The 24,251-nt window shown below is 60.9% G+C and carries 21 protein-coding genes; 9 read left to right on the top strand and 12 right to left on the bottom strand.

Going from position 1 to position 24,251, the window contains the following annotated elements; all coding sequences use genetic code 11:
* The first annotated feature begins 40 nt into the window (after positions 1-40).
* A complete protein-coding gene (locus AB4N44_RS20660; RefSeq protein ID WP_123376941.1) occupies positions 41-484 on the top strand; it encodes a TadE/TadG family type IV pilus assembly protein in 444 nt (147 codons plus the stop codon).
* Positions 481-3,234, top strand: a complete 2,754-nt coding sequence (locus AB4N44_RS20655; protein WP_160038088.1) for a PAS domain-containing sensor histidine kinase — start codon at positions 481-483, stop codon at positions 3,232-3,234. Before AB4N44_RS20660 ends, AB4N44_RS20655 begins: the two co-directional genes overlap by 4 nt.
* On the opposite strand, the gene AB4N44_RS20650 is transcribed toward AB4N44_RS20655, so the two are convergent.
* The 5 genes from AB4N44_RS20650 to AB4N44_RS20630 all read right to left on the bottom strand — a co-directional run bounded on the left by AB4N44_RS20650 (position 3,231) and on the right by AB4N44_RS20630 (position 7,761).
* Positions 3,231-5,234: a pilus assembly protein TadG-related protein gene (locus AB4N44_RS20650; RefSeq protein WP_460107759.1), complete on the bottom strand. Its 2,004-nt coding sequence runs from the start codon at positions 5,232-5,234 to the stop codon at positions 3,231-3,233. The genes AB4N44_RS20655 and AB4N44_RS20650 overlap by 4 nt on opposite strands.
* Before the next feature lie 237 nt (positions 5,235-5,471).
* Entirely contained in the window at positions 5,472-6,029 is a 558-nt protein-coding gene (locus AB4N44_RS20645; protein ID WP_127925690.1) for a DUF4136 domain-containing protein, read from the bottom strand.
* 53 nt (positions 6,030-6,082) lie between these two features.
* The gene (locus AB4N44_RS20640) at positions 6,083-6,697 is read right to left on the bottom strand and encodes a DUF4136 domain-containing protein (RefSeq protein ID WP_460107761.1); all 615 of its coding nucleotides are present in this window, start codon (positions 6,695-6,697) and stop codon (positions 6,083-6,085) included.
* A 12-nt stretch (positions 6,698-6,709) separates the two neighbouring features.
* Positions 6,710-7,459, bottom strand: a complete 750-nt coding sequence (locus tag AB4N44_RS20635) for a methyltransferase (RefSeq protein ID WP_127925688.1) — start codon at positions 7,457-7,459, stop codon at positions 6,710-6,712.
* On the bottom strand, positions 7,459-7,761 hold the full coding sequence (locus AB4N44_RS20630) for a MazG-like family protein (protein ID WP_007914625.1): 303 nt from the start codon (positions 7,759-7,761) through the stop codon (positions 7,459-7,461). The genes AB4N44_RS20635 and AB4N44_RS20630 overlap by 1 nt, the downstream gene beginning before the upstream one ends.
* Positions 7,762-8,004: 243 nt before the next feature.
* Here AB4N44_RS20630 and AB4N44_RS20625 point away from each other — a divergent pair, with 243 nt between their 5' ends.
* A complete protein-coding gene (locus AB4N44_RS20625) occupies positions 8,005-8,298 on the top strand; it encodes a hypothetical protein (RefSeq protein ID WP_064388791.1) in 294 nt (97 codons plus the stop codon).
* A 215-nt stretch (positions 8,299-8,513) separates the two neighbouring features.
* Positions 8,514-9,863 (top strand): MATE family efflux transporter, encoded by a 1,350-nt coding sequence (locus tag AB4N44_RS20620; RefSeq protein ID WP_460107764.1) that lies wholly within the window; start codon positions 8,514-8,516, stop codon positions 9,861-9,863.
* Here AB4N44_RS20620 and AB4N44_RS20615 read toward each other — a convergent pair.
* The 7 genes from AB4N44_RS20615 to AB4N44_RS20585 form a co-directional block, all read right to left on the bottom strand.
* Complete coding sequence (locus tag AB4N44_RS20615) at positions 9,857-10,732, bottom strand: alpha/beta hydrolase (RefSeq protein ID WP_460107767.1); 876 nt, start codon at positions 10,730-10,732, stop codon at positions 9,857-9,859. The two genes, AB4N44_RS20620 and AB4N44_RS20615, sit on opposite strands and share 7 nt — an antisense overlap.
* A 17-nt stretch (positions 10,733-10,749) precedes the next feature.
* Complete coding sequence (locus AB4N44_RS20610) at positions 10,750-11,544, bottom strand: DUF4123 domain-containing protein (RefSeq protein WP_127925685.1); 795 nt, start codon at positions 11,542-11,544, stop codon at positions 10,750-10,752.
* Positions 11,541-12,878 (bottom strand): type VI secretion system Vgr family protein, encoded by a 1,338-nt coding sequence (locus AB4N44_RS20605; RefSeq protein WP_150750034.1) that lies wholly within the window; start codon positions 12,876-12,878, stop codon positions 11,541-11,543. Before AB4N44_RS20605 ends, AB4N44_RS20610 begins: the two co-directional genes overlap by 4 nt.
* A 231-nt stretch (positions 12,879-13,109) precedes the next feature.
* Positions 13,110-15,023, bottom strand: a complete 1,914-nt coding sequence (gene speA, locus AB4N44_RS20600) for an arginine decarboxylase (protein ID WP_102901631.1) — start codon at positions 15,021-15,023, stop codon at positions 13,110-13,112.
* Between the two features lie 219 nt (positions 15,024-15,242).
* Positions 15,243-15,614, bottom strand: coding sequence for a translation initiation factor Sui1 (locus AB4N44_RS20595; protein WP_007914613.1), 372 nt, complete (start codon positions 15,612-15,614; stop codon positions 15,243-15,245).
* A gap of 187 nt (positions 15,615-15,801) precedes the next feature.
* Positions 15,802-16,359: an NUDIX hydrolase gene (locus tag AB4N44_RS20590; RefSeq protein WP_127925683.1), complete on the bottom strand. Its 558-nt coding sequence runs from the start codon at positions 16,357-16,359 to the stop codon at positions 15,802-15,804.
* A 3-nt stretch (positions 16,360-16,362) separates the two neighbouring features.
* Positions 16,363-17,430 carry a DUF2333 family protein gene (locus tag AB4N44_RS20585; RefSeq protein ID WP_016984927.1) on the bottom strand — a complete coding sequence of 356 codons (1,068 nt, stop codon included), beginning with the start codon at positions 17,428-17,430 and terminating at the stop codon, positions 16,363-16,365.
* A gap of 434 nt (positions 17,431-17,864) precedes the next feature.
* Here AB4N44_RS20585 and gcbA point away from each other — a divergent pair, with 434 nt between their 5' ends.
* From gcbA to accC, 5 genes are all read left to right on the top strand, one after another.
* Entirely contained in the window at positions 17,865-19,535 is a 1,671-nt protein-coding gene (gene gcbA / locus AB4N44_RS20580; RefSeq protein WP_127925682.1) for a diguanylate cyclase GcbA, read from the top strand.
* Positions 19,536-19,586: 51 nt separating this feature from the next.
* Entirely contained in the window at positions 19,587-21,533 is a 1,947-nt protein-coding gene (locus AB4N44_RS20575; RefSeq protein ID WP_460158124.1) for a methyl-accepting chemotaxis protein, read from the top strand.
* A gap of 241 nt (positions 21,534-21,774) precedes the next feature.
* Positions 21,775-22,227, top strand: coding sequence for a type II 3-dehydroquinate dehydratase (gene aroQ, locus AB4N44_RS20570; protein ID WP_007914604.1), 453 nt, complete (start codon positions 21,775-21,777; stop codon positions 22,225-22,227).
* Between the two features lie 48 nt (positions 22,228-22,275).
* Positions 22,276-22,737, top strand: coding sequence for an acetyl-CoA carboxylase biotin carboxyl carrier protein (accB, locus tag AB4N44_RS20565; RefSeq protein WP_007914603.1), 462 nt, complete (start codon positions 22,276-22,278; stop codon positions 22,735-22,737).
* A 17-nt stretch (positions 22,738-22,754) separates the two neighbouring features.
* Complete coding sequence (gene accC / locus AB4N44_RS20560; protein WP_007914602.1) at positions 22,755-24,113, top strand: acetyl-CoA carboxylase biotin carboxylase subunit; 1,359 nt, start codon at positions 22,755-22,757, stop codon at positions 24,111-24,113.
* The last annotated feature ends 138 nt before the right edge of the window (positions 24,114-24,251 follow it).

The raw sequence follows: 24,251 nt of genomic DNA, 5'->3' as shown, positions 1-24,251 counted from the left end.
ATGCTGATACTACGCAGTGACAGTCAGGGTAGACGCACTCATGAAAACCGGCTTTCGGAAGTCGCAAAAAGGTGCGGTGGCGATCGAGTTCGCCTTGGTGTTCATCATCTTTTTCGCCGTATTTTACGGTCTGGTCAGCTACAGCCTGCCCTTGGTGATGATGCAATCATTCAATCAGGCCACGTCCGAGGCGGTGCGCCGCAGTGTCGCGGTCGACCCCAACACTCCCAACTATTCAACGGTCGTGCTCAACACCGCGAACGCCACGCTGACCCAGCAATTGTCCTGGATTCCGCCGGTCTTCAACCTGGTGGTCGGCGTTGATACCAGCAGCCAATACAGCGCGTCAGGCCTGCTGACGGTGCGAGTGGATTATCCGGTCAGCAAGTTGAATCAGGTGATGCCGTTCCTGGTGCTTCCGGTCGTTGGTACAGTGCCCAGTCTGCCCACCTATCTGACCGCCAAATCGAGTCTGCAATTTTGACGTCGGGGGACAAACTCTTCGGGCGCTTGCTCAAACGCACGCCGCCCGCCGCCCACGAGTTGCCCGACCCACTAGGCTCACCCGCAACAGGCTTGCACCTGTACCTGAACGACGACGCTGGCGTGCTGCAAATGGCCGGCCCGTTGCGCCATCTGCTGGCGCAGCACAAACCGCACCAGCAACCCTTGCCACTGAGCGCCTATCTGTTGCCCCACAGCACATTGACCATCGAAGGTCGGCCGAGGGAGTGGCAAGGGCTACTGCTCGATCTCGACTTTTCGGGATTGGGCGAGCAGCCCTTGCACTTGCGTGGCTGGGTGCAACCGCAGGGCGAAGGCTGGTTGATGCAGTTGATCGATATCGCCGACCTGCTGTTCGAACGCCAGCAATCGCGCCAGCGTGACGCCTGCCAATTGATTGCCGGGCAGATCAGCGAACAGTTGCGCGCGTGCAGCCCGCTGCGTTTGCCGGTGATCGTCAGCGAACAACTGCAGGTGATTGCCCAGCACTGGCACATCCCTTGTCTGGCGTTGGCCTTGCTCGATGATGAGACGCAGGGCTGGCAGATTTATCGCCAGTATCGCGCCCACGATGCGCCGACTTTGTGGCATGACGATCAGCGTCTCGGCACGCCGCTGGACAGCCTCAACGGCGCTGCGCCGCAGCGTGTCGGCGCGCACCATGGCCTCGATGAACATTCACGGGTGCAGGCTCTGTTTGGCAATGCCGAAGGTTTCGCGGTGCCGTATAGCGATGAACGCGGTGTGGTGGCTTGGCTGCTCTGCGGGTTTTATCCCGTGGACAGCGCCGCGCCGTACCTGACCGAACGTGACTGGATGGCGCTGCTCGCCGCGCTGGCCGGGCCGTTGCTCGGGCGCCTGCGCGAACAGCAGCATCACCGGCAACTGGAGCGCATCGAAGCGCTGCAAACCCTGTTGGGTGCAGGCTGGTGGGAAATCCTCGGCGGTGACGACAACATTCAACTGGCGCCTGCGTTGGCTGCGTCCCTGCAACTGAACAATGACGGACTGGCGCTGGAAGACTGGCTGGCACAGATCCATCCCGCCGACCGCGACGAGTTGCGCAGCCGTCTACAGGCCTTGCAGCAACATGGCGAAGCCCTGACGCTGTCGGTGCGCCTGCGCAATGGCGATCCCGCGCAGGCGCCAACGTGGTATCGCGTGCAAGGCCAAGTGATTGGCAGCGGCGAGCATCGCCGGCGAGTCGGTTTCATGCTCGACATCAGCGACATCCAGAACCAGCAGCAACGAGCCGCCGCCGCGCATGCACGGCTCGACAACCTGATCGCCAGTTCGCCGGCGGTGATTTACGTCCAGCAGTATCACGAAGGCGCGCTGATCCCGGCGTTCTTCAGTGCCAGCCTGCAACCGCTGCTGGGCTGGAGTCTTGCGGACTGCGGCAACAGTGCACTGATCGAGATGATCCACCCTGACGATCGCGACCTGTATTTCGCCCGCAGCCGCCAGTTGCTGCGTGAAGGCTCAGTGCGCGCGCGTTATCGGCTGCGCGACCGGCATGGCGAATATCACTGGCTGCTCGATGAAGCCAGGCTGCTGCGCAATGACCTTGGCCTGCCGGTGGAAGCGGTCGGGTTGTGGCTGGACGTCACCGAAGCGACCCTGGCGGCCGAGCAGGTGAAAAAGAGCGAGGAGCGCTACCGGATCCTGGTGGAGGACTCGCCGGCGATGATCTGTCGCTACCGCCCGGACCTGACTCTGACTTTCGGCAACCGGCCGCTGGCGACCTATCTGGAATGCACGCCGGAAGAGTTGCCGGGGGTCGATCTGGGCAGTTGGATGTCCGACGAGCAACGCGCCGCGTTCATCCAGCGCCTCGCTTCACTGACGGCGGAGCAGCCGGTAAGCACTGCAGAAATCAGCCTGCAATTGCCCGGCCGCGAACACGCCTGGTGGGTGTGGTCCGATCGCGGCGTGTTCGATGAACACGGCCAATTGATCGAAGTGCAAGCAGTGGGCCGCGACAACACCGAGGTGCGCCGCTCGCAACAACAGCTCACACAAAGCGCGAAAATGGCCACACTCGGCGAAATGGCCACCGGCCTGGCCCACGAGATCAATCAGCCGCTGAACGTGATGCGCATGGCCATCGTCAATGTGCTCAAGCGTCTGGGCAACGGTGATGTACAGATCGATTACCTGACCGACAAGCTCAACCGCATCGACGCGCAGGTGCAGCGCGCCGCGAAAGTGGTCGATCACATGCGCGTGTTTGGCCGGCGTTCGGAGATCGAACAGCAACTGTTCAACCCGGCCTCGGCCATTGAAGGCACGCTGTCGTTGCTGGCCGAAGGCATGCGCGGCAAAGGTGTGGATCTGCGCATCAGCGAGACCGGGTTCGAGGTTCAGGTGCGCGGCTACGTCGATCAGCTTGAGCAGGTGCTGATCAACCTGATGGTCAACGCGCGCGACGCCTTGCTGAGCAAGCGCGAGAAGGATTCATCCTTCAAACCGTGGATTTCGATCTATGCCGAACGCGATGAACAGAGCGTGCGGTTGTGGGTCGAGGACAACGGCGGCGGCATTGATCCGCGTCTGCTGGAGCGTATCTTCGAGCCGTTTTTCACCACCAAACCGATCGGCATCGGCACCGGGCTGGGGTTATCGGTGAGCTACGGCATCATCGACAACATGGGCGGCCAGTTGAGCGTGCGCAATTCGGCGCAAGGCGCGCGGTTCTGCATCGAGTTGCCGGTTGCCGTAGACGCCTAGATCACCAGATAGGCCTTGCCGGTCTGGCCGCAAGTCATATTGGCGCCGACGTCGACGTCCATCAGGTTGATGCCCAGGCCTTTGAGCAGGTTGTTCAGCAGCGGATCGAGCAACGGGCTGATCAGGTTGGTCACCACCGGCAGCAATTTGCTGGTGACATCGCTGATCAAAGAGGCAACGCCAGTGACGACGGCACCCAATGGATTGCTGCCCTGCGGTTTGTAGACAATCAGATTGATCCCCGCGAGGGTGCTCGACAGACTGCCGACGATATTGTTGGTCGGCACCGCCGGCAAGATGCTCGGCGGCAGTTTGAGATTGGCCGGGGTGGCGAATGGTGTGCTGCTGGAGAACACCAGGTTCTGGGTATTCTGCGCGACGCTGGTGTCGAGTTTGATCGCGATGCCGCCTGCGCCGTATTGAACATGGGTGGCAGGGTCACAACTGCCGATGCCTAGAATCTTGTGGCACGTCACGATACCAAGATCGACCAGTGGCAATGGTGCGACCGCGGGCGGGGCAGACGAGGAAAATGCACTGCTCGGGTCGATTTTTCCCAGCTTGAGATCGGCGATGGAGGTGACGGTTGTGGCGGTCAGACTTTTACTGCCGGTATTGCCGGTCGGGCAGCTGTAATCCGTGACATAGCTTTGTGCCCCACCGGCATCCAGAGCGATATCGATTTGCGGCGACGGCAGCAGTTTCGGATCAAGCTGCTCGCAACCGGCCCCCAACAAACAGCCAAGCGAGTTGAGTGTGTCCACCAGATTCAGGCTCAGCAGTGCGTTAAGCGTCGGGGTCAAGGTACCGACCAATCCCAACACCGCATTGGCCAGCCCCGTGACCCCGGACAGCACCGGCAAACTCACCGACAACATCGTGCGAACCTGCGCCGTGCGCACATAAATCCGATCTGGCGCATGCGGGTCGGGATTGGCCTTCGCCCGCGCCGGGTCGCCAATCGCAGAGAACTGCGGCGGCTCGATCACTTTCACCCGCACCGTGACATTCGCCAGCCCCAGCACGCTGATCGGCAATGTCGCCGCCACCGCACTCTTGCTGTTGGCCAGTTGCACCACGCCCTGAATCAGTTGCAGCAGTTGCAGATGGGCGTCCAGCCCCGCCGCCGTGGTGCCGGTCTGCAATTGCAGGATGTCACCCAGTTTGACCGGCGCCGCGTTGATCGCGGCCACCTGCAATTGGCCCAGTGCGGTGATCACCTGCGCGGTCGCGCCATTGAGCTGCACCACCGTTGCCGCCGCCTGAATCAGTTGCGTCACCGTGGCCTGAGTGTTGAGTAATTGCGTGTAGTTGCCCGCCGCGACGTTGAGATTGATCGCCAGTTGATCAAGGTATTTGAGCAAGTTGATGTCGGTGTTCAGCAGGCCATCCCAGCCCAGAGCCGTGAGGTTGACGTTGCCGCCCAATAATCCGGAAAACAGCGGATTGAGGATGTTCGACTGCGCCGTATCAATGCTGGCCAAGGTGCTGCGTATATTCAGTTGGGCCACCGTCGGCTGCGGTTTGGCGGCCACCGCCGAGGCATTGAGCGTGGTGTTGAGACTGACCGGGGTGCCGCTGAACAAGGCCTGTACGCCACCGGCAAAACTGGTGGTCACCGTGCGACTGGCGACGACTTTGACCGCTGCCGCTTGCGTGGCATCCACTGCGAACGTGCGCAGGCCGGAGGCTGGAGTGACCAGGGTGCCGCACGTGGTGGCGAGGGTGTTGCCGGCATCGACTATGTAGCCATTGCGCACGGCGCTTTGCCCGGCGTAACTGGCAGCGCTCAGGCCCGGCAGGCAATTGCCGCCACGGCTGACGGCTTCGAGGGCGGCGTTGTCGACCACCCGCTGCAACTTGCGTTGTTCCATGTACAAGCGGCCGGTGTCGACCACCAGCAACATCATCACCACCGCCAGACTGAGCGTGGCCGCCGCCATCAAGCCGATCGCCCCGCGCTGGCGGGCCGGGCCGTTGAATCGCGAACGAGGCGACATGGCGCACTCCTTTGCCGCTAGCTCCATTGGTGCAACTGAGTGTAGACGCGCCTAATGGCAACGCGCCATTTCGAACAGACAAACATCCCTGTGGGAGCGAGCCTGCTCGCGAAGACGTCGTGTCAGATAAATAGCAGTTGAATGACACCCTGCTTTCGCGAGCAGGCTCGCTCCCCCATTGGAATTTAGGGTGGAGCAAAAAAACGGGAGCTCAACAGCTCGCACTTTTTAACGGATTCAACGCGGTGGATAGTTGGCCAGAATCCGCGTGACCGTCTCGCGGATGGCGTTGCTGCGATCATCGGGATTCGGCTTGCCGGAGAGCATCTGCTCATCGCTGCCGCGCCACACCAGTTTGCCGTCCTTGCCGTCGAGCAGGTCGATCTGGATGGTCGCGACCTTGTAGGTAATGTTGCGCGTTTCGTTGTACATCGGCGCGCCCCAATAGCCGTTCCACGGGCCGCCCCAGCCGCCGCCGTAGTTGGTCGTCACTTGCTGCTGACGATCCTCGACGATCAGATAAGTCTGCACATTCAAGTCACCCTTGGCGCCCGCCGCCGCGGGACGCAAACCGCGCTGGTCGAGCTGATCGGCCACGGCCTGGCGGATGCGTTGCTCGGTCAGGTCGCTCTTGATCCGTGGATCATCGGGGCGGTATTGCAGGGCGGGGTCTTTCCAGCTCCAGCTGCGATAGGCCGCAAAGTCGCGGTTGGCATCGAAGTCGTGATTGACCTGGTTGGCGGCGCAAGCGCTGAGCAGCGCGACCATGGCCAGTAGAGCGAGACGGCGGAACATGGGTTTTCTCCGGTTGAAGACATGAACCTGCGGCAGCTTCTGATGGGCAGGAGCTAACTGGGAGGATACGCCGACATGGCTTTTTCCACAGCTTCGCGGATCGAATCGGTGCGATCGATTTCGCTGCCCTTGTTCGCGGTTTCGGCACTGGCGCTCCACACCGGTTGCCCGCTGCCAGCGTCGAACAGATTGACCTGCACCACCACGACTTGCTCGGAATACGTGCGTACGATCGGCACCGTGTTGTACATACCGTAACCGCGTCCATATCGATCATAGCTGCCGTATCCACCGCCGTAATAACCGTAGTCATCCTGAACCTGGCGCAAACGGGTTTCCAGACGCAGATCGGCGCTGACCAACAGGTCGGCCGGGCGGTTGTCGTGCAATGGACGCAAGCCGCGCTGATCCAGGGCATTGCTTACCGCTTCGGCCACTTGCGCCGAATCGGCCCAGGCCGTGCCCGGTGGCAGTTGCCCATTGAGCCAGGTCCAACTGCGATAACGCCCATAATCACGCGGCGGCGCCGGGTACGCGCTGCGGTCGAAGGTGGTGGCGGCTTGCGCTGGTGCCGGCGGTAAGGGCCGCGATTGCGCCACGTAGGGGTTGCTGCTCTGGCAAGCAGCCAAGCCCAGACACATCAGCAGTAACGCGGATTGAGCTTTCATGTCGCGCTCCGATCAGATCGGCCGGCAGATCCAGTGCAAGTAACGCCCAAGCCCGGCGAAGCTTGGGTGACGACGGTGAGCGAGCTCCATCTCGAGCAAATCGACGAGTTCGGCGCGGGCCTGGAATTCCACCGGCATATAGTCATGGAAAACGCGGATCCCACTCTGGCTTTCGACCTGCCACAAGCCTTCGAGTTGCGTTGCCAATTCCCTTGGATCGAGCGGCTGCTGCGGGGTCAGGCTCTGCTTTTCGCCGGCCATGACGTTCTTGCGCATTTTCTTGAAATGGCCTTTGAGCAGGTTGCGATAAATCAGCGCATCGCGGTTGTAGAACGCCAGCGACAACCAGCCACCGGGCTTGGTCAGTTGATGCAGCACTGGCAGGATCGCGTGGGGTTCGGCGAGCCATTCGAGCACCGCGTGGCAGATCACCAGATCGTACGGTTCGGTGAGTTGGCCGAGCAGTTCCTGCCACGGCGCCTGAATGAACGTCGCGGTTTGCCCGGCGTCGGCGAAACGCTGGCGCGCGCCTTCGAGCATCGGTGCGGCCGGCTCGGTGAAGGTCACCTCGTGACCGCGTTCGGCCAGCCACAGCGACATGTGGCCAAGACCGCCGCCAATGTCGAGGACGCGCAACGGACGATCCGGCAGCGCTTCGGCCAGGTCAGCCTGTAACACCGCGAGACGAATCGCGCCTTTGGCGCCGCCGTAGATTTTTTCGGCGAAACGCGTCGCCAACTGATCGAAATGCCGGTCGCTCATCAGCTGAACCGCCGTTCACTGTCGGCGAGCTTGGCACGCACCACTTCATTCATGTCCAACCCCAACTCGCTGCACAGCAGCAACAGATACAGGACGATATCGCCGACTTCCTGCCCGGCGTGGGCGAGTTTGTCAGCGGGCAACTGGCGCGACTGGTCTTCTGTCAGCCACTGGAAGATTTCCACCAGCTCGGACATCTCGACACTGGCCGCCATGGCGAGGTTTTTCGGGCTGTGAAATTGCCGCCAGTCATTGCGGTCGCGAATGGCGTGCAGGCGTTCGGTCAGTTCAACAAGGTTCATCGGGCTCTCCTGAAGGCGTATAGCTTCGGGGGGATACGCCCTGAAGGCAAGCAGCGCAGACGATCTATTGTGGGAGCGAGCCTGCTCGCGAAGACGATATGTCATCAACCATTGATTCACTGACACAATGCCTTCGCGAGCAGGCTCGCTCCCACACAGAATGGGTGCAAACCTTCTATCATGCAGGGAACTCGGCCACCTGCGTTGTGGCCCAAGGCTCAGCTCTTTCATCAGGATGCACACATGCAGGTAGAAAGCTTTTTCGAATGGCTCGGCCAGGCGCTCGGTTCGATCATCCGCTTTATCGTCGACGGCCTCAGTGGCTTGTTCAATATTCTGAGCAATGCCGGTGGCAACTTTGTCGACGGGCTGGCGAAGACGTTGGGCATGGACACCTCGATCATCAGCATCATCGCGCTGATTGTCGGGCTGATGCTGTTGTGGTCGGCGATTCGCGCGTTCATGAATGCGTCGATCATTGCCGGGATCATCTGGTTGTTGCTGGGGTTGTGGTTGTTGAGCTGGATTATTCATTAAACGCTTGAAGAGCCCCTCATCGGAACGCCGCCCGCCTAACCCTCTCCCGGAGGGAGAGGGGACTGACCGGGGTGTTTTCGAGAAGTACACCGACCTGAGATACCGAGTCGAACTCGGGATAGGAATTAAACCGAGATCGGCCCCCTCTCCCTCTGGGAGAGGGCTGGGGTGAGGGTGGCTTCTACCGCTACAATGCCGCTCCCCAAGGAGCCCGCATGTCCACTCTGATCGCCGACTGGCGCGACCGCCCGACTCACCGCAAGGTCTGGGCGCTCGCCGCGCCCATGATTCTGTCCAATATTTCCGTGCCGCTGGTGGCGCTGGTCGACAGCACCGTCATCGGCCACTTGCCCCATGCCCATCAATTGGGTGCGGTGGCGGTCGGCGCCAGCCTGTACACCTTTCTCGCCTGGGCCATGGGCTTTCTGCGCATGGGCACCACCGGATTTGCCGCGCAGGCTGCCGGGCGCAGCGACGGTGCGGCGTTGCGACAGATTCTGTTGCAAGGCTTGCTGCTGGCGATGGGACTGGCGCTGGTGCTGGGTACGCTGGGCGTGCCGCTGAGCGGGGTTGCATTACACTTCATGCAACCGTCGGCGGAGCTGGATCAGCTCACTCGGGATTTCTTCCACACGCGTCTATTCGGCTTGCCGGCCGCGCTGGCCAGTTATGCGCTGGTCGGCTGGTTCCTCGGCACGCAAAACGCCCGGGCGCCACTGGCGATTTTGCTGACCACCAACCTGATCAACATCGTCCTCAATCTGTGGTTCGTCATTGGCCTGGACTGGGGCGTGGTCGGTTCGGCGCGCGCCTCGGTGATCGCCGAATGGACCGGCGCCCTGCTCGGCCTGCTGCTGACCCGCAAAGCGCTGCGCGCGTATCCGGGGCACATCGTCTGGGCGGCGTTGAGGGTCTGGCAGAGCTGGCGCCCTTTACTGGCGGTCAACCGTGACATCTTTATCCGCAGTCTGGCGCTGCAATCGGTGTTTTTCCTGATCACCGTGCAAGGCGCGCGGCTGGGCGATTCGACGGTTGCCGCCAACGCGCTGCTGCTCAATGGCTTGCTGTTGACGGCGCATGCGCTGGATGGCCTGGCCCATGCCGTCGAAGCCTTGTGCGGACACGCCATCGGCGCCCGTGATCGCCTGGCCCTGCGTCGTTCGCTGGTGGTGGCGGGCGGCTGGTCGCTGTTCGCCAGCCTCGGATTTGCCGCGCTGTTTCTGCTCGCCGGGCACCTGTTCATCGAGATGCAGACCGATATCCAGAGCGTACGCGACACCGCGTTCATCTACCTGCCCTACCTCGCCGTGCTGCCATTGATTGCGGTCTGGAGTTACTTGCTCGACGGTCTGTTCATCGGCGCCACCCGCGCACGCGAAATGCGCAACGGCATGCTCGTCACCGTGGCTCTGCTGCTGCCGTTTGCCTGGGCACTGCAAGGCTACGGCAACCACGGGCTGTGGATATCTTTTCTGCTGTTCATGGTGTTACGCAGCCTGACCCTCGGTGCGCAAGCCTGGTGGCTCAAGCGCAACGATGGCTGGTTCTCTGGCGGCGTTCACTGAGTCGGTGTGCGCGCGATAAACCCGACCACCTGATCGAGCACCGGCGCCAGATGCCGCAACGGACGCGACAGGGTCGCCACCAGGGTTATGTGGCTGGGCCGCGAGTAATACAGATCCTGTGCCGGCACCCCTGCCGCGCGCAGCTTGCTGGCGAGACCGCCGGTGTTGCGTGTCGGGTTGACCAGATCATCCTCAGTCGCGGCGATCAACAGGGCCGGCGGCGCGCCGCGACTGACATGGTTGACCGGCTGCGATTGCGGCGGCGAGTCCGGCCAGAAGAACACCGGGCGCACCTCGGGATTCTTGATCGGCAGAAAGTCGTAGGGCCCGGCCAGGCCGATCCAGCCCTGCAAATCCCTGGGTGACATGCCCACCGAAGCGAGCAGTTCGCCGTCCAGCGCCAGCATCGCCGCGTTGTATCCGCCGGAACTGTGGCCCATCAGATACAAGCGCTGCGGGTTGCCGGAAAATTCGCGGATATGCGCTTTGGTCCACGCCACCGCCTGCGCTCCATCCTGCAGAAACAGCGGATAACGCACTTGCGGATACAAGCGGTAATCCGCCACCACCGTGACAATCCCCTTGGACGCCAGCGCTTCACCGACAAAGCGGTAGTCGACGCGCGATCCGCTGTTCCAGCTGCCGCCATAGAAAAACACCACCACCGGTGCGCCCGGCATCGGCTGATGCGGCACGTACACATCAAGCTTCTGCCGCGGATCTTCACCATAAGCGATGCCCGTCGTCTTGTCGTACGTGCTGTCCGGGGTCAGCGCATTGAGCAATTGCACCGGCGAACATCCGCCCAGCGCCAGCAGCAACACCCCGCCGATCACTGCACCAAACCCTTGCCGGAATAACCGTGCCATACGCGCCGAACCTCGCTTCAGAGCTGATCGCCGCGCCATTGACGCCGCACATGGTCGAGCCGTTGTTGCTGGGTCAGTCCCACCGGCGGCGGCACCAGTACGGCACGCGGATGCAGCAAGCGTAACCATAACCAGCCATCGAGCACGGTGCGGTCGCTGAACCCCAGCGTCAGACCCTGTTGGACATGGGAGGACATCGTCGCGTAATCGGTTCCCAATGATTGGCACCAGCGCCAGATATGCTGCTCCAGCAGGCAGGCTTGCAAGCGTTCGCGCTGGCGCCGGGTCAGGCTTTCTTCGATGCTCAGTGGCTCGACGGCAAGTCCCGGATTGCGCAACTGCTGCCAGCCCTGACTACCAATCGCGCGGTCGGCCCAGGTGCCGCCGAACCAGCGCAACTGGCGGATCGGCCCAAGCCAGCGGCTCAATTCAGCGGCGTCGCAGGCATCGAAAAAATAGCTCGCGGTCTGCCGGTTGTAATAGCTGAGCAAGGCCCGATGGCTCAAGCCGAACGACACCGTGAGCATGCGTTGCAAGTGGCCCAGCAGCTGTTGTGCCGATGCCTCGCTGCCAAGCAACAGCCCGCGCCAGGTGTCTGGATCGCTGTGACACAAGGCGGCCAACGCCGGGCAATCGCGCAACTCGAGCAGCACCGGGCCGTACTCGCTGACCGGTTCAAACTCGGTACCCTCGAACAAACTGAAGCGCCGCACCCCGCTAAAAGCCTGGCGCAAGGTCAGCAAGGCCTGTGGGGCATCCGGGCCATCGAGCAACAGCCATTGCGCCATAGGCTCATGCACCGCGCCACTCATGTTGCGCCGCTCTGTTCAAGCGCAGTGACCAGTCGACAACTGCACACCGGTTCTGCGCAGTGACTGAAACTGCCGCCGCCGGGGATCAGGCACAGCAGCAGCAACGGCTCACCGGACGCCAGCAATTGCTGCAAGCCGTCACTCACCAGACGGTCGGGCAGAGGCGCGACATCGCCCGTGTCAGTCTCGGCGATTGGCGGCTGCAGGACGCCGCTGATCATCGGCTGATCCGGATCGCCTTCAAAGAAACTCACCACCACCTCGACACCATCGCTCAGCGCCGTCATTGGCGTCTGCTGCAGAGACGGCGCGAGGGGCAGCCAACAATGACTCGGCGCGGCGCCTTCGCCTTGATAGAGCCAGTCGAACTGCACCGCTACCGGTCGCGAGCAATCGGGCTGTGGTTCATCTACCGCCACCACCCAGGCCCGTTGCAGGCTGTGCATGCGCAAGCGCGGCGGCGCGGTGGCCGCTGCACTCGGCAGTTGCAACGCACCGAACAGGCGGTTGGCGTAAGCAGGTTCGAGGGCCGGGTCGGCGCGATGCTCAATGCGAGTCAACAACCATGGGCGATTGCATTCGGCGAAGGGATGCCCGGCCAATCGCAACCAATGACCACTGCGCAATGTCGCCAGATCACTCTGACCTTCGGCCTGTTGCCCACCCGCCGAATTGACCTGAATTGCACTTTGCAATTTCCATTGGTGCAACGCGGGAGAAGCATCATGTCCGTCATCCTCGCGCTGATAGCTCGCGGCGCCCGCCAATGGCAACTGCGCCGGATCATCGCTGAAAACCAGGCAATGCCGATCACGCTCGTGTTCAAAGTAATAATGAATTCGCGCCTGCGCGCACAAACGCTGAAGCAGTTGCAGATCGGACTCGCGGTATTGCGTGCAGAACGTCCGGACCGGGTAGTCGCCACGCAACTCAAAGCGGCGCTGGGCAGCGACGATGCCGTGCTCTCTGAGCACCTGCTCGATGATCTGCGGCACCGAGCGGCCACTGAAGATCCGCTGGCTGAAGCGCAGCGCGAGGCAACCGAGTTTCGGCCCTAGACGGATCCGGCTCAACCGCAAGCCTTCGCCGTACTCATGCTGGACAAGGCTCTGCAATTGCCCGTGCACGCCCTCCCCTGACGGCCCGAAACAGAGGAATGCCGAACGGTAAAGCAGGCCGGCGAGATCCAGGTGTGGATCGTTGATCAATACATCGATCTCGAACGCAAAGGATTCGCTGAGGGCTTCGCTACCGGTAAAGGCCAGGACTTCGAAGGGGTCGGACAGGCCCGCTACATCGAGACGAAACGACGACTCGTTGACTGGATCGAACATGGGCGGATCTCTACAGGAGGGGCGGTCGGGGATTCTCGCCGAGAGCCATGGCCGAGTAGAGAGCTGAAGTACAACTTAGGAAATGACCTACGCGAAAAGCAGACCGGATGACTTTGCTGGCCAGGACAGCCAAGCATTTCGCGAGGATTTTGGGAGATATCCCACCGGGTCATCTGAATTTTCCGCCACTTTCGGAAAAAATTCGGACAACCCGGCGAGATCACACCTGCCTCAGGAAGACAGGTAGGAGGAGCGGGTCAGGCCCAGACGCAAGGCATCGAGAAATTGCGTGCGCTCGCTGGCACTGATGCGGGCACTGGCGCACTTGTCGCGGTAGTGAGTCATCAGTTCTTCCGGCGACAAGTGCACGTAACGCAGCATGTCTTCGATGGTGTCGTGGGTCTCGATGCCGGCGTGGTACACGCTGCCATCGGCATTCTGGTAGATGTTCACCGAGTCGGTGTCACCGAACAGGTTGTGCATGTCGCCGAGGATTTCCTGATAGGCGCCAACGAGGAACACGCCCAGCAGGTAGTCTTCGCCTTCATTCAAACCGTGCACTGGCAGGCTGGTTTCGATGCTCTGCTCGTCGACGTACTGGTTGATCTTGCCGTCAGAGTCGCAGGTCAGGTCTTGCAGCACCGCGCGGCGCAGCGGCTCTTCATCGAGACGGTGCAGCGGGATGATCGGCAGCACCTGATCGATCGCCCAGGTGTCCGGCAGGCTCTGGAACACCGAGAAGTTGCAGATGTACTTGTCGGCCAGCTTGTCGTTGAGCTCGTCGAGCACCTGACGGTGCGAACGTTGACGCGCTTTCAGCGAGTTGTGCAGGCGACGGCACACCGCGAAGTAGCACTGCTCGGCCAGGGCTTTTTCAGCCAGGGTCAGTTTGCCGTCGGCGTACTGCGCAGCCACGTCGCTCATGTAGTGCGTCGCGCGCCAGTAGGTTTCGGTGACCATTTCGATGTCGGTCGGGCCGAGCAGGTCAACCAGCCATTGCACGGTTTCCGGCAGCGCTTCCTTGTTCTCGATCTGCGGGATTTCGTCGTTGTGTTTCTCGACGTCGGTCACCTGCACCACCAGCATCGCGTGGTGCGCGGTCAGCGAACGGCCGCTCTCGGAGAAGATGTGCGGATGCGGCAGGCTCTGCGCGTCGCAGAACTCCTTGAGCATGCCGACCACGACACCGGCGTAATCGTCCATGTCGTAGTTGATCGAACTGGCGTTGCGCGAGTGCGTGCCGTCGTAGTCGACACCCAGACCACCGCCAACGTCGATGTGATCGACCGGCAGACCGAGATTGCGCAGCTCACCGTAGTAACGGATCGCTTCTTTGAAGCCGTGCTGATAGTCAGCCAGGTTGGCAATCTGCGAACCCATGTGGAAGTGCAGCAGGCGAATGCCTTGATCCAGGCCCGCTGCGCGGAAACGCTCGACCACCGACAGCAGTTGCGCTGCCGACAGACCGAACTTGGATTTTTCGCCACCGGTGTCCGCCCACTTCGACGACGCCAGCGACGACAGACGCACGCGCAGGCCGACCTGTGGCTTGACCTTCAGCGAGGCGGCTTCTTCGATCACCAGACCGACTTCGGATTCTTTCTCGATGACGATGAAGACGTTATGGCCAAGCTTCTGCCCCATCAGCGCCAGACGAATGAACTCGCGGTCCTTGTAACCGTTGCAGACGATGGTGCCGCCCTTCGGCGCCAGCGCCAGTACGGCCAGCAGTTCAGGCTTGGAGCCGGCTTCCAGACCGATGGAAACGTCCTGGGTGGCGATGATGTTCTCGATCACCGCTTCTTGCTGGTTAACCTTGATCGGGTACAGCGCGGTGTATTTGCTCTGGTATTCCAGGCGCTCGATGTTGGAATCGAAGGCACCGGTCAGCTGGCGTACACGGTCTTGCAGGATGTCGGGAAAACGAACCAGCAACGGCAAGGACAAACCGCTTTTGCGCAGTTGGTCGACTTGCTCGAACAGGTCGATAGGCGAGCTGCTCGGGCCGTTCGGACGAACTTCGACGCGACCGGCGTCATTGATCGCGAAATACCCGGCCCCCCAATGGCGAATCCCGTAAACACTGCGGCTGTCCGCAACTGTCCATTGGCTGCCATCGTCTTTGCGTGTGCGTCGTACGGACATCGAAGTCCCCTATAAAGAAGTCATAGTGCGTCGCCTGATCTCAGGCCGGCGCAGTCTAAAGTATGAAAATGACGGTTCGTCAGCGCGGCGGTAGACCGCACTGACTGCGTGGAGTTTAGAAACCGGTCATGAACAGGCTCTGTGAAAACCATGGAGACGACGCCGGATCTGACAACATTCAGAGCCGGATCAAGCCGCAGGTGGGTTTCACAGAGGCTGCTAGCCGCCGGACTTCTTCGCTTTGAAACCGTGCTTGATCAGCTCAGCCAAGAGTAGCTCGACATGATCGCCCTGGATTTCGATGATGCCGTCTTTCAACGCCCCGCCGGTGCCGCAACGTTTCTTCAACGTTGTTGCCAACTCTTTGAGCGCGTCTTCGGCCAGTGGCACGCCGGTGATGGTGGTCACCGTCTTGCCGCCGCGGCCCTTGCTCTCGCGTCGCACGCGGGCAATGCCGTCGCCGGCCGGAATCACGGTTTGTTTGCAGATACAGGCGTCCACCGGCTTACTGCATTCCGGGCAATGACGACCTGCGTCGGTGGAAAATACCAGGCCACCTAAGGCGGCGAAGGATGCGGCTTTTTTGGCCACCGGCAATCCTCTTGGGAGGACAAAGACTGATCGCGACCTTGGGCAAGGTCATCGACCGCGAAGCCCCACTCAGGCAGGGGCAGCGCTACTGCACCGATGCTTCAATAAAAGCAGGACGGTGCAGCTTGAAAAGGTCGCGCAGTGTAACGGCAAAAATGCGACTTGCTAAGTGCCAATCGGCGCCAATTTATGTGTTCTTTGCGACGTCGCTTTGCTGCGCCTTCAGATAGCGCTTCAAGGCTGCCAGAGAGTCCGGGCAATAAGGCTTTTGCTGGATTTCCTGCATGACCTGCTCGACCGGAATAAAGCGTGCTTCGAGCACCTCCTCCGGTTGCAGTTTCAGCGGCCCGTCCCAGACGGCGGAAAACGCCGAACACCACAAACGGTTGCCGGTGTCTTCGAAGTAGAAATGGTCATGGGCAGTCAGTTCGATACCGCTGACGCCCAACTCCTCTTCCAGCTCTCGGGCTGCCGACTCGGCGTAAGTCTCGTCGGCCTGCACCATGCCGCCCGCCGCGACGTCCCAGTAACCGGGATAAATCGCCTTGCTCAACGTGCGCCGGTGCACGCAAAGGTCGCCGGCGGAATTGAACAACATGATGTAGGTGCCGCGACCGATCAGCCCACGCTCGCGCAGATCGGCACGCACCAGAGCGCCGAGCAGGTTGTCCTGCTCGTCGACCCAGGCGATCTGTTCGGCATCCGAGGCGGCGCGATGGGCCGCCTCTTTGGCGTTCTGACTCATGAATCAGCCCTGATTGAGCAGTTGACGCAAATCGATCACAGCAGCGTTGGCACGGGAAATATAGTTGGCCATGACCAGCGAGTGGTTGGCCAGCACGCCGAAGCCGCTTCCGTTAAGAATCATAGGACTCCAGACCGGTTCCTGCGAGGCTTCCAGCTCACGAATGATCTGACGCACGCTGACGGTGGCGTTCTTCTTCGCCAGGACATCGGCGAAGTCGACTTCGATGGCGCGCAACAGATGCGACAGCGCCCAGGCCTGACCGCGTGCTTCGTAGAACACGTTGTCGATCTGCATCCATGGTGTCTCGACGACTTCCTCGTCAACCTGCGGCACTTCGCCGATGGCCGGCACTTCGGTTTTCAGCGCGGTGTTGAGTTTGACCCGACCGACACTGGCCGACAGTCGTTGCGACAGCGAGCCGAGACGGGTGCCGACATCGCCGAGCCAGTTGTTCAGGTTGTCGGCGCGGGCATAGAACAGCGCGTTTTTCTGGGTTGGATCGGACAGACGCGCCTGATAACGGCTCAGCGAGTTGATGCCTTCCTGATATTCCGACTCACTCGACGGCAGGATCCAGCTCTTGTTGTCGAAGTTGAAGCGCGGCTCGGCCTTGGCCAGATCGGCATCTTCTGCCGACTGCGATTGCGAACGGGCAAAGTCTTTGCGCAGGGCACGGGTCAGGTCACGCACCTGCACCAGTACGCCGTATTCCCAGCTCGGCGTGTTGTCCATCCACAGACCTGGCGGGAAGCGGTCATTGGAGATGTAGCCGCCCGGTTTGTTGAGCAAGGTGCCGGCGACGGTCTTGAGGGTTTCGACGGTGGTGTAGCCGATCACCATCTGCTTGCCTTCTTTCTCGGCAGCTACCTGAGCGTTTTGCGCAACCGGAAATAGCGCCGGCTCCTGGCTCCAGTACCAGCCAAGGCCAATGGTCACCAGCAGATAAATGCCGATCAACGTGGCCAGGGCACGGCTGAACAGCAGCCCGCCAACATAGCTGCGGGTGGCCGACTTGGGCTCGGCGGCACGTTCAGGCGCGCTGCCCGCGCGGTTTTTCCAGTCCAGCATGGCGATATCCTTTCAAATCTTGGGTTCAACGGTTCGACCACAACCATACAACAACGTGCCAGAGCCGGGCACCCGCGCGTAACGATAAGCCGCAAATCATGTGGGCGAATGACGCTTCGACGCCGACTAAGGGAATCCCCGATGCCCGCGCCTCAGCCAATCAAATTGCAGGCTGTTGAAAACCCTCACAAAGCCCATTCATCGCGCGGATGAACGTACGACTGACAACTCATCCAGATCGCCCTGATCAATCAGGGAGCGCCCGTCCCACGTGGGTTTGAGCGACGACAAGGTCAAAAACAAAACCGCCCGGTCAGAAACTGAATGGTGACGCACTGCAGATTATTGACGTACGACACTCGTCTAAGGGAAAAGAGGTGCTAGCATAGAGCCACCAGTCGATCTCAGCATGCAGCCTAACTAGTAGTCAGGATATGACCGAGCCAGAAGACCCCAGCCGTGAGCGTCTCAAGCACCACTTTGCCCAGCGGGTAATTCATCAGGCACGTCAGATTCTTGAGATATGGCAGCGCCTGCAACGCAGTGAGTGGTCTACTGTCGACCTCGCCGAACTGAGCGAGGCCAACCTGCGCCTGCTGCGTTTTGCCGAGCGCTTCGAACAGCCGGAACACACTCAACTCGCGCGCCACATCAGCCAGTCGCTGGAAGCGGTGGACGCCAATCGCGGCCGTCTCAGCAGTGGCCTGATCACCGACCTCAATCGCTTGATGCAGCGCTTGTCGCGCACCGGCCTGCGCCATGGCGATCAACTCGACCAGACCTTCCTGCCGCCACTGCGTAAACCGATCTACGTGATGCTGCAGGATCACGACCGCGCCGAACGGCTGGCCAAACAACTTGAATTCTTCGGTCTGAGCGCGCAGGCGCTGGACAGTGTTTCGGCCTTTCGCTCCTCGATGGTCGAGCGCCTGCCGGCAGCTATCGTCATGGACGTGGATTTCAGCGGCGCCGGCATCGGCCTGAAACTCGCCGCCGAAGCCCAGGTCGGTTTGGAAGAACCGCTGCCGCTGCTGTTCTTCAGCCTGCACGAAACCGACACGCCGACGCGCCTTGCCGCCGTGCGTGCCGGTGGCCAGGAATTTCTCACCGGCACTCTCGAAGCGTCGAGCCTGCTGGAAAAGATCGAAGTCCTCACCTGCGTCGCCCAGTACGAGCCTTATAAAGTGTTGATCATCGACGACTCGCGTGCGCAGGCCTTGCACACCGAACGCCTGCTCAACAGCGCCGGCATCGTCACGCGCACCTTGATCGAACCGATTCAGGCGATGGCCGAACTGGCGGATTTCCAGCCCGACCTGATCATCCTCGACATGTACATGCCGGCCTGCACCGGTACCGAACTGGCCAAAGTGATTCGCCACAACGACCGCTATGTCAGCGTGCCGATCATTTATCTGTCGGCCGAGGACGATCTGGACAAGCAGCTCGACGCCATGAGCGAGGGCGGCGATGATTTTCTGACCAAACCGATCAAGCCGCGCCATCTGATCACCACCGTGCGCAACCGCGCCGCCCGCGCGCGCAATCTGAAAGCGCGGATGGTCCGCGACAGCCTCACCGGCCTCTATAACCACACGCACATTCTGCAATTGCTCGAAGACTGCTCGTTCCGCGCCCGCCGCGAGAACAAGCCGCTGAGTTTTGCCATGCTCGACATCGACCACTTCAAACGGGTCAACGACAGCCACGGCCACCCGATGGGCGACCGGGTGATCAAAAGCCTGGCGCTGTTTCTCAAGCAGCGTTTACGCAAGACCGACTTCATCGGCCGCTACGGCGGTGAAGAGTTCGCCATCGTCATGCCCGACACGGATATAGAAGCCGCGCACAAAGTCCTCGACGAAATCCGCCAGCGCTTCGCCGAAATCCATTACCCGGCGCAGCCGCAGGATTTGTGGTGCACCTTCAGTGCCGGCGTGGTGGAAATGCACGACGACTGCGACAGCCTGATGATGGCCAGTCAGGCCGACGAAGCGCTGTACCGCGCCAAGGGTGCCGGGCGCAATCGCGTGCAGACTGCGCGCGAGTCAAAGCAAAGTGCCACTTTTTCATCGGATTCCACTGATTCGGTCATAACCCTGTAACAGAACCGCAATAAATTCAGGCGCTTACCATTTCTGCCGTTGGTAGCCGTCATGCGCCTGAAGTTGCTCACCAATCTCAATACGCTGCTGCTGGTCGCCGTGTGCCTCGCACTCGGCGCCACGCTGTGGTGGTCGCAAAAAGCCCTCGAACGCCCGTATCTGTTGATGGAGCGGTATTTGGGACTGTCGCAGCAGTTTCAGAACGAGGTCGCACGCAACGTCGAGGATTACCTCGCCAGCGGCGACGCCTTGCGCCTGAGCAGCGCCAGCCAGGCCATCGACAGCTTGCGCAAAGAACTCGCTGAATTGCCGCCGGCGCTGGCTGAAACGCTGCACCCGAGCCTGTCGGGCCTGGAGGAGTTCAGCAAAACCGACTTGCTCGCAGCCGGCAAACTGGCGGGCGATCCGCAGGCGTTGCTGTTGCAGGCCGAGCGCGAATTGAGCGCCAGCCTTGAGCAACTCAGCACTTATGCCAACGGCAACGCGAGCTATCTGACGCCGTTGCTTGCGGCTTCGCAGCATCTGGGCAAACTGTCGTTGGCGCGGGACAAGCTGGTCAGCAGCGGGCGCAGCGAACTGACGGCCGATGTTGAGCGCGAGGTCACCAACATCCGTACGCAAGCTCAGGCAATTGATGCCCTGCCCTTGCTCGGCGTCGTCACCAGCAACGAGTCGAACAGCGACGATTTTGCCGCGTTGATGGGTATCGAAAACACTGAGAAAACTGTCGCCGAAGACGCCGGTGTCGGCCTCAAACGTGAACTCAACAGCCTGCTCGGACGCTATCCGGCAGAGCTTGAGCGCACCCGCGACCAGATTCAGAAACGGGCGGATCTGAGCACCGCGACGCACCAGAAAATTGCCGCCGTGCAACAGGCCATCGCCGGCCTGGAACCCGTCGTACGCGCCCAACACGGGCAAATTCAGGGCGAAGTGCGGCTGATGCAAGGCGTGATGATCGGCCTGATTCTGCTGATCGCTTTACTGATCGACACTTTGCAACGGCGCCTGGCGCGCACATTGACCAATCTCGCGCCGGCGCTTTCAACCTGGGCCGAGGGCGACTTCAGTCGTGACATTCATCTGGGCAAAACCAACCGTGAACTGCGTGACATCGAAGCCTCGCTCAATCGATTGCGCGCGTATCTGGTGGATCTGGTCGGGACCATTCGCGGCAATGCCGAACAAGTCGCGGGCAGTAGCCGCACCCTGGCCGAACTGAGTAACGACTTGCACAGCGGTGCCGAACATCAGGCTGGCGACACCGCGCTGATCCGCGACTCCCTCGGCGAACTTGAAGCAACAATCCAGCAGGTTGCCGGCGATGCGCAGCAGGCCGCTGACGCCAGTCGTCATGCCGGACTGGCGGTCGAGCATGGCCAGACGGTAATTGGCCAGAGCCTCACCGGCCTGCACGCATTGGTCGGTGAGGTACAAGGCAACGCGCAGATGATCGAACATCTGGCCGAAGAGTCGGCAACCATCGGTGGCGTGTTGACGGTGATTCGCTCGATTGCCGACCAGACCAACCTGCTGGCCCTCAACGCGGCGATTGAAGCGGCGCGCGCCGGGGAAATGGGTCGTGGCTTTGCCGTGGTGGCTGAAGAAGTGCGCTCGCTTGCCCAGCGTACTGCCGGCGCGACTGCCGAAATCCAGACGCTGATTGCCGGCCTGCAAACGGCGGCACGGCAATCGGTCGAAGGCATGCGGGCGCAGGTTGAACATGCCGAAGCCACAGCCAATCAGGCGCAAGCGGCGGACGGTGCGCTGGATAAAATCGTCGGCGCGATCCAGACCATTTCCGACACGGCAATCCGCATTGCCGATATCACCGCGCAGCAAAGCGGTGCAGTCAGCGAGATTCGCGATCACAGCGAGCGGATTCATCAGTTGGGTGGGGATAATCTGGTGCGTATCGGCCGTGGGCGCGAACAGGGTGAGAACCTGCTGGTATTGGGCGGGCAACTGCATACGGCCGTTCAGGCCTTTCGCGTCTGACAAATCGCCTTCGCGAGCAAGCTCGCTCCCACATTGGGATGCATACCCCTGTGGGAGCGAGCTTGCTCGCGAAGGCGTCAGTCCAGACACCACAAGTGACCGAATCAAATCACTTGGTCACATATTTCGCGCAAACATCGGCCATCGTGCTGGCTATTGCATAGAACTGGACAGTCACAAAGTCTTTGCGGCATAGTCGCCGGGTTCTGACGATTGCTCATTCATAACAAGGACTACGCAGATGGCAACCCTACTGGTGCTGCACGGCCCCAACCTGAACCTGCTCGGCACCCGCGAACCCGGCACTTACGGTTCAACGACCCTGGCGCAGATCAATCAGGATCTGGAGCGCCGCGCCCGTGAAGCCGGTCATCATCTGCTGTATCTGCAAAGCAATGCCGAGTACGAATTGATCGACCGCATCCACGCCGCGCGCGGCGAAGGTGTCGATTTCATTCTGATCAATCCAGCAGCTTTTACGCACACAAGTGTCGCATTACGTGACGCGTTGCTGGGAGTGAGCATCCCATTCATCGAAGTGCATTTGTCCAACGTGCACAAACGCGAACCTTTCCGCCATCACTCTTACTTCTCCGATGTAGCGGTGGGAGTGATCTGCGGCCTTGGCGCCAGCGGTTACCGACTGGCCCTGGAGGCTGCACTAGAACAGCTTGAAACACAGGCAACGACTTGAACTACAAGCGTTAAGCGCCCCTGACCGACCCTTGGGAGTTGATGATTCATGGATATCCGTAAAGTTAAGAAACTGATCGAATTGCTGGAAGAGTCCGGCATCGACGAGCTCGAGATCAAGGAAGGCGAAGAGTCCGTACGCATCAGCCGTCACAGCAAGACCCCGGCTCAGCAGTACTACGCGCCAGCTCCGATGCAAGCACCGGCTGCCGCACCTGTTGCAGCTGCTCCGGTTGCAGCCGCAGCTCCGGCTGCCGCTGCTGCTCCAGCGCTGAACGGCACTGTTGCCCGTTCGCCGATGGTCGGCACGTTCTACCGCAAATCTTCGCCAACCTCGCCGTCCTTCGTTGAAGTCGGCCAGACCGTGAAGAAAGGCGACACTCTGTGCATCGTCGAAGCCATGAAGATGATGAACCACATCGAAGCTGAAACCAGCGGTGTGATCGAGTCCATCCTCGTCGAAGACGGCCAGCCGGTTGAGTACGACCAACCGCTGTTCACCATCGTTTGAACTGCGGAGAGCCTTTGATGACTGCGAAGTTGGAAAAAGTTCTGATCGCTAACCGCGGTGAGATCGCCCTGCGGATTCTGCGTGCCTGCAAAGAGATGGGCATCAAGACCGTCGCCGTTTACTCCAAGGCCGACAAAGAGCTGATGCACCTGGGTCTGGCAGACGAATCCGTCTGCATCGGCCCGGCTTCTGCCGCGCACTCTTACCTGCACATCCCGGCCATCATCGCTGCCGCTGAAGTGACTGGCGCTACCGCCATTCACCCAGGCTACGGTTTCCTCGCGGAAAACGCCGATTTTGCCGAGCAGGTCGAGAACTCCGGCTTCGCCTTCATCGGCCCGAAAGCCGAAACCATTCGCCTGATGGGCGACAAGGTTTCGGCCAAGCACGCGATGATCGAAGCAGGCGTGCCTACCGTTCCAGGCTCCGACGGCCCACTGCCGGAAGACGAAGAAACGGCGCTGCGCATCGGTCGTGAAGTCGGCTACCCGGTGATCATCAAAGCCGCTGGCGGCGGTGGTGGTCGCGGCATGCGTGTTGTGCACAAGGAAGAAGACCTGATCGCCTTCGCCAAACTGACCCGCACCGAAGCTGGCGCGGCGTTCGGTAACCCGATGGTCTATCTGGAAAAATTCCTGACCAACCCGCGTCACGTCGAAGTGCAGGTGCTGTCCGACGGCCAGGGCCACGCCATCCATCTGGGCGACCGCGATTGCTCGCTGCAACGTCGTCACCAGAAAGTTCTCGAAGAGGCGCCGGCACCGGGCATCGACGAGAAGGCGCGCGAAGAAGTACTGGCTCGCTGCGTCAAGGCGTGCATCGACATCGGCTACCGCGGCGCGGGTACTTTCGAGTTCCTGTACGAGAACGGTCGTTTCTACTTCATCGAAATGAACACTCGTGTTCAGGTGGAGCACCCGGTTTCGGAAATGGTCACCGGTATCGACATCGTCAAGGAGATGCTCAGCATCGCCGCTGGCAACAAGCTGTCGTTCACGCAGGATGACGTGGTTATCCGCGGTCACTCGCTGGAATGCCGGATCAACGCTGAAGACCCGAAAACCTTCATGCCGAGCCCGGGTACGGTCAAGCATTTCCACGCTCCAGGCGGCAACGGCGTTCGCGTCGATTCGCACCTGTACAGCGGTTATGCAGTTCCGCCGAACTACGACTCGCTGATCGGCAAGCTGATCACTTACGGCGCGACCCGCGACGAAGCCATGGCACGCATGCGTAATGCCCTGGACGAAATCGTGGTTGACGGGATCAAGACCAATATCCCGCTGCACCGTGATCTGGTTCGCGACGAAGGCTTCTGCAAAGGTGGTGTGAACATTCACTACCTCGAGCACAAGCTGGCTGGCGAGAAGCACTAAGCTTCGGCCCGCACCAGACAAAGCCGCCTTCGGGCGGCTTTGTTGTTTCTGCAGGTTTCAAAAGCCCCTGCTCGCGATGAGGCTGGCACATTCAGCATTTGTGTTGACGGCAACATCGCCATCGCGAGCAGGCTCACT

It is taken from the genome of Pseudomonas sp. S3_C06, from assembly GCF_054667675.1.
Note: the sequence above shows the minus strand (reverse complement) of the source record. Positions and strands in the feature narration are given on the sequence as shown.

Excerpts from the sequence above, each read along its gene's own strand:
- accB (WP_007914603.1), top strand. The coding sequence starts at position 22,276 with ATGGATATCCGTAAAGTTAAGAAACTGATCGAATTGCTGGAAGAGTCC.
- AB4N44_RS20610 (WP_127925685.1), bottom strand. The coding sequence starts at position 11,544 with ATGAGTGGCGCGGTGCATGAGCCTATGGCGCAATGGCTGTTGCTCGAT.
- AB4N44_RS20620 (WP_460107764.1), top strand. The coding sequence starts at position 8,514 with ATGTCCACTCTGATCGCCGACTGGCGCGACCGCCCGACTCACCGCAAG.
- AB4N44_RS20640 (WP_460107761.1), bottom strand. The coding sequence starts at position 6,697 with ATGAAAGCTCAATCCGCGTTACTGCTGATGTGTCTGGGCTTGGCTGCT.
- AB4N44_RS20585 (WP_016984927.1), bottom strand. The coding sequence starts at position 17,430 with ATGCTGGACTGGAAAAACCGCGCGGGCAGCGCGCCTGAACGTGCCGCC.
- AB4N44_RS20650 (WP_460107759.1), bottom strand. The coding sequence starts at position 5,234 with ATGTCGCCTCGTTCGCGATTCAACGGCCCGGCCCGCCAGCGCGGGGCG.
- gcbA (WP_127925682.1), top strand. The coding sequence starts at position 17,865 with ATGACCGAGCCAGAAGACCCCAGCCGTGAGCGTCTCAAGCACCACTTT.
- AB4N44_RS20590 (WP_127925683.1), bottom strand. The coding sequence starts at position 16,359 with ATGAGTCAGAACGCCAAAGAGGCGGCCCATCGCGCCGCCTCGGATGCC.
- AB4N44_RS20625 (WP_064388791.1), top strand. The coding sequence starts at position 8,005 with ATGCAGGTAGAAAGCTTTTTCGAATGGCTCGGCCAGGCGCTCGGTTCG.
- AB4N44_RS20630 (WP_007914625.1), bottom strand. The coding sequence starts at position 7,761 with ATGAACCTTGTTGAACTGACCGAACGCCTGCACGCCATTCGCGACCGC.
- AB4N44_RS20615 (WP_460107767.1), bottom strand. The coding sequence starts at position 10,732 with ATGGCACGGTTATTCCGGCAAGGGTTTGGTGCAGTGATCGGCGGGGTG.
- speA (WP_102901631.1), bottom strand. The coding sequence starts at position 15,023 with ATGTCCGTACGACGCACACGCAAAGACGATGGCAGCCAATGGACAGTT.
- AB4N44_RS20605 (WP_150750034.1), bottom strand. The coding sequence starts at position 12,878 with ATGTTCGATCCAGTCAACGAGTCGTCGTTTCGTCTCGATGTAGCGGGC.
- aroQ (WP_007914604.1), top strand. The coding sequence starts at position 21,775 with ATGGCAACCCTACTGGTGCTGCACGGCCCCAACCTGAACCTGCTCGGC.
- AB4N44_RS20575 (WP_460158124.1), top strand. The coding sequence starts at position 19,587 with ATGCGCCTGAAGTTGCTCACCAATCTCAATACGCTGCTGCTGGTCGCC.
- AB4N44_RS20645 (WP_127925690.1), bottom strand. The coding sequence starts at position 6,029 with ATGTTCCGCCGTCTCGCTCTACTGGCCATGGTCGCGCTGCTCAGCGCT.
- AB4N44_RS20660 (WP_123376941.1), top strand. The coding sequence starts at position 41 with ATGAAAACCGGCTTTCGGAAGTCGCAAAAAGGTGCGGTGGCGATCGAG.
- AB4N44_RS20635 (WP_127925688.1), bottom strand. The coding sequence starts at position 7,459 with ATGAGCGACCGGCATTTCGATCAGTTGGCGACGCGTTTCGCCGAAAAA.
- accC (WP_007914602.1), top strand. The coding sequence starts at position 22,755 with ATGACTGCGAAGTTGGAAAAAGTTCTGATCGCTAACCGCGGTGAGATC.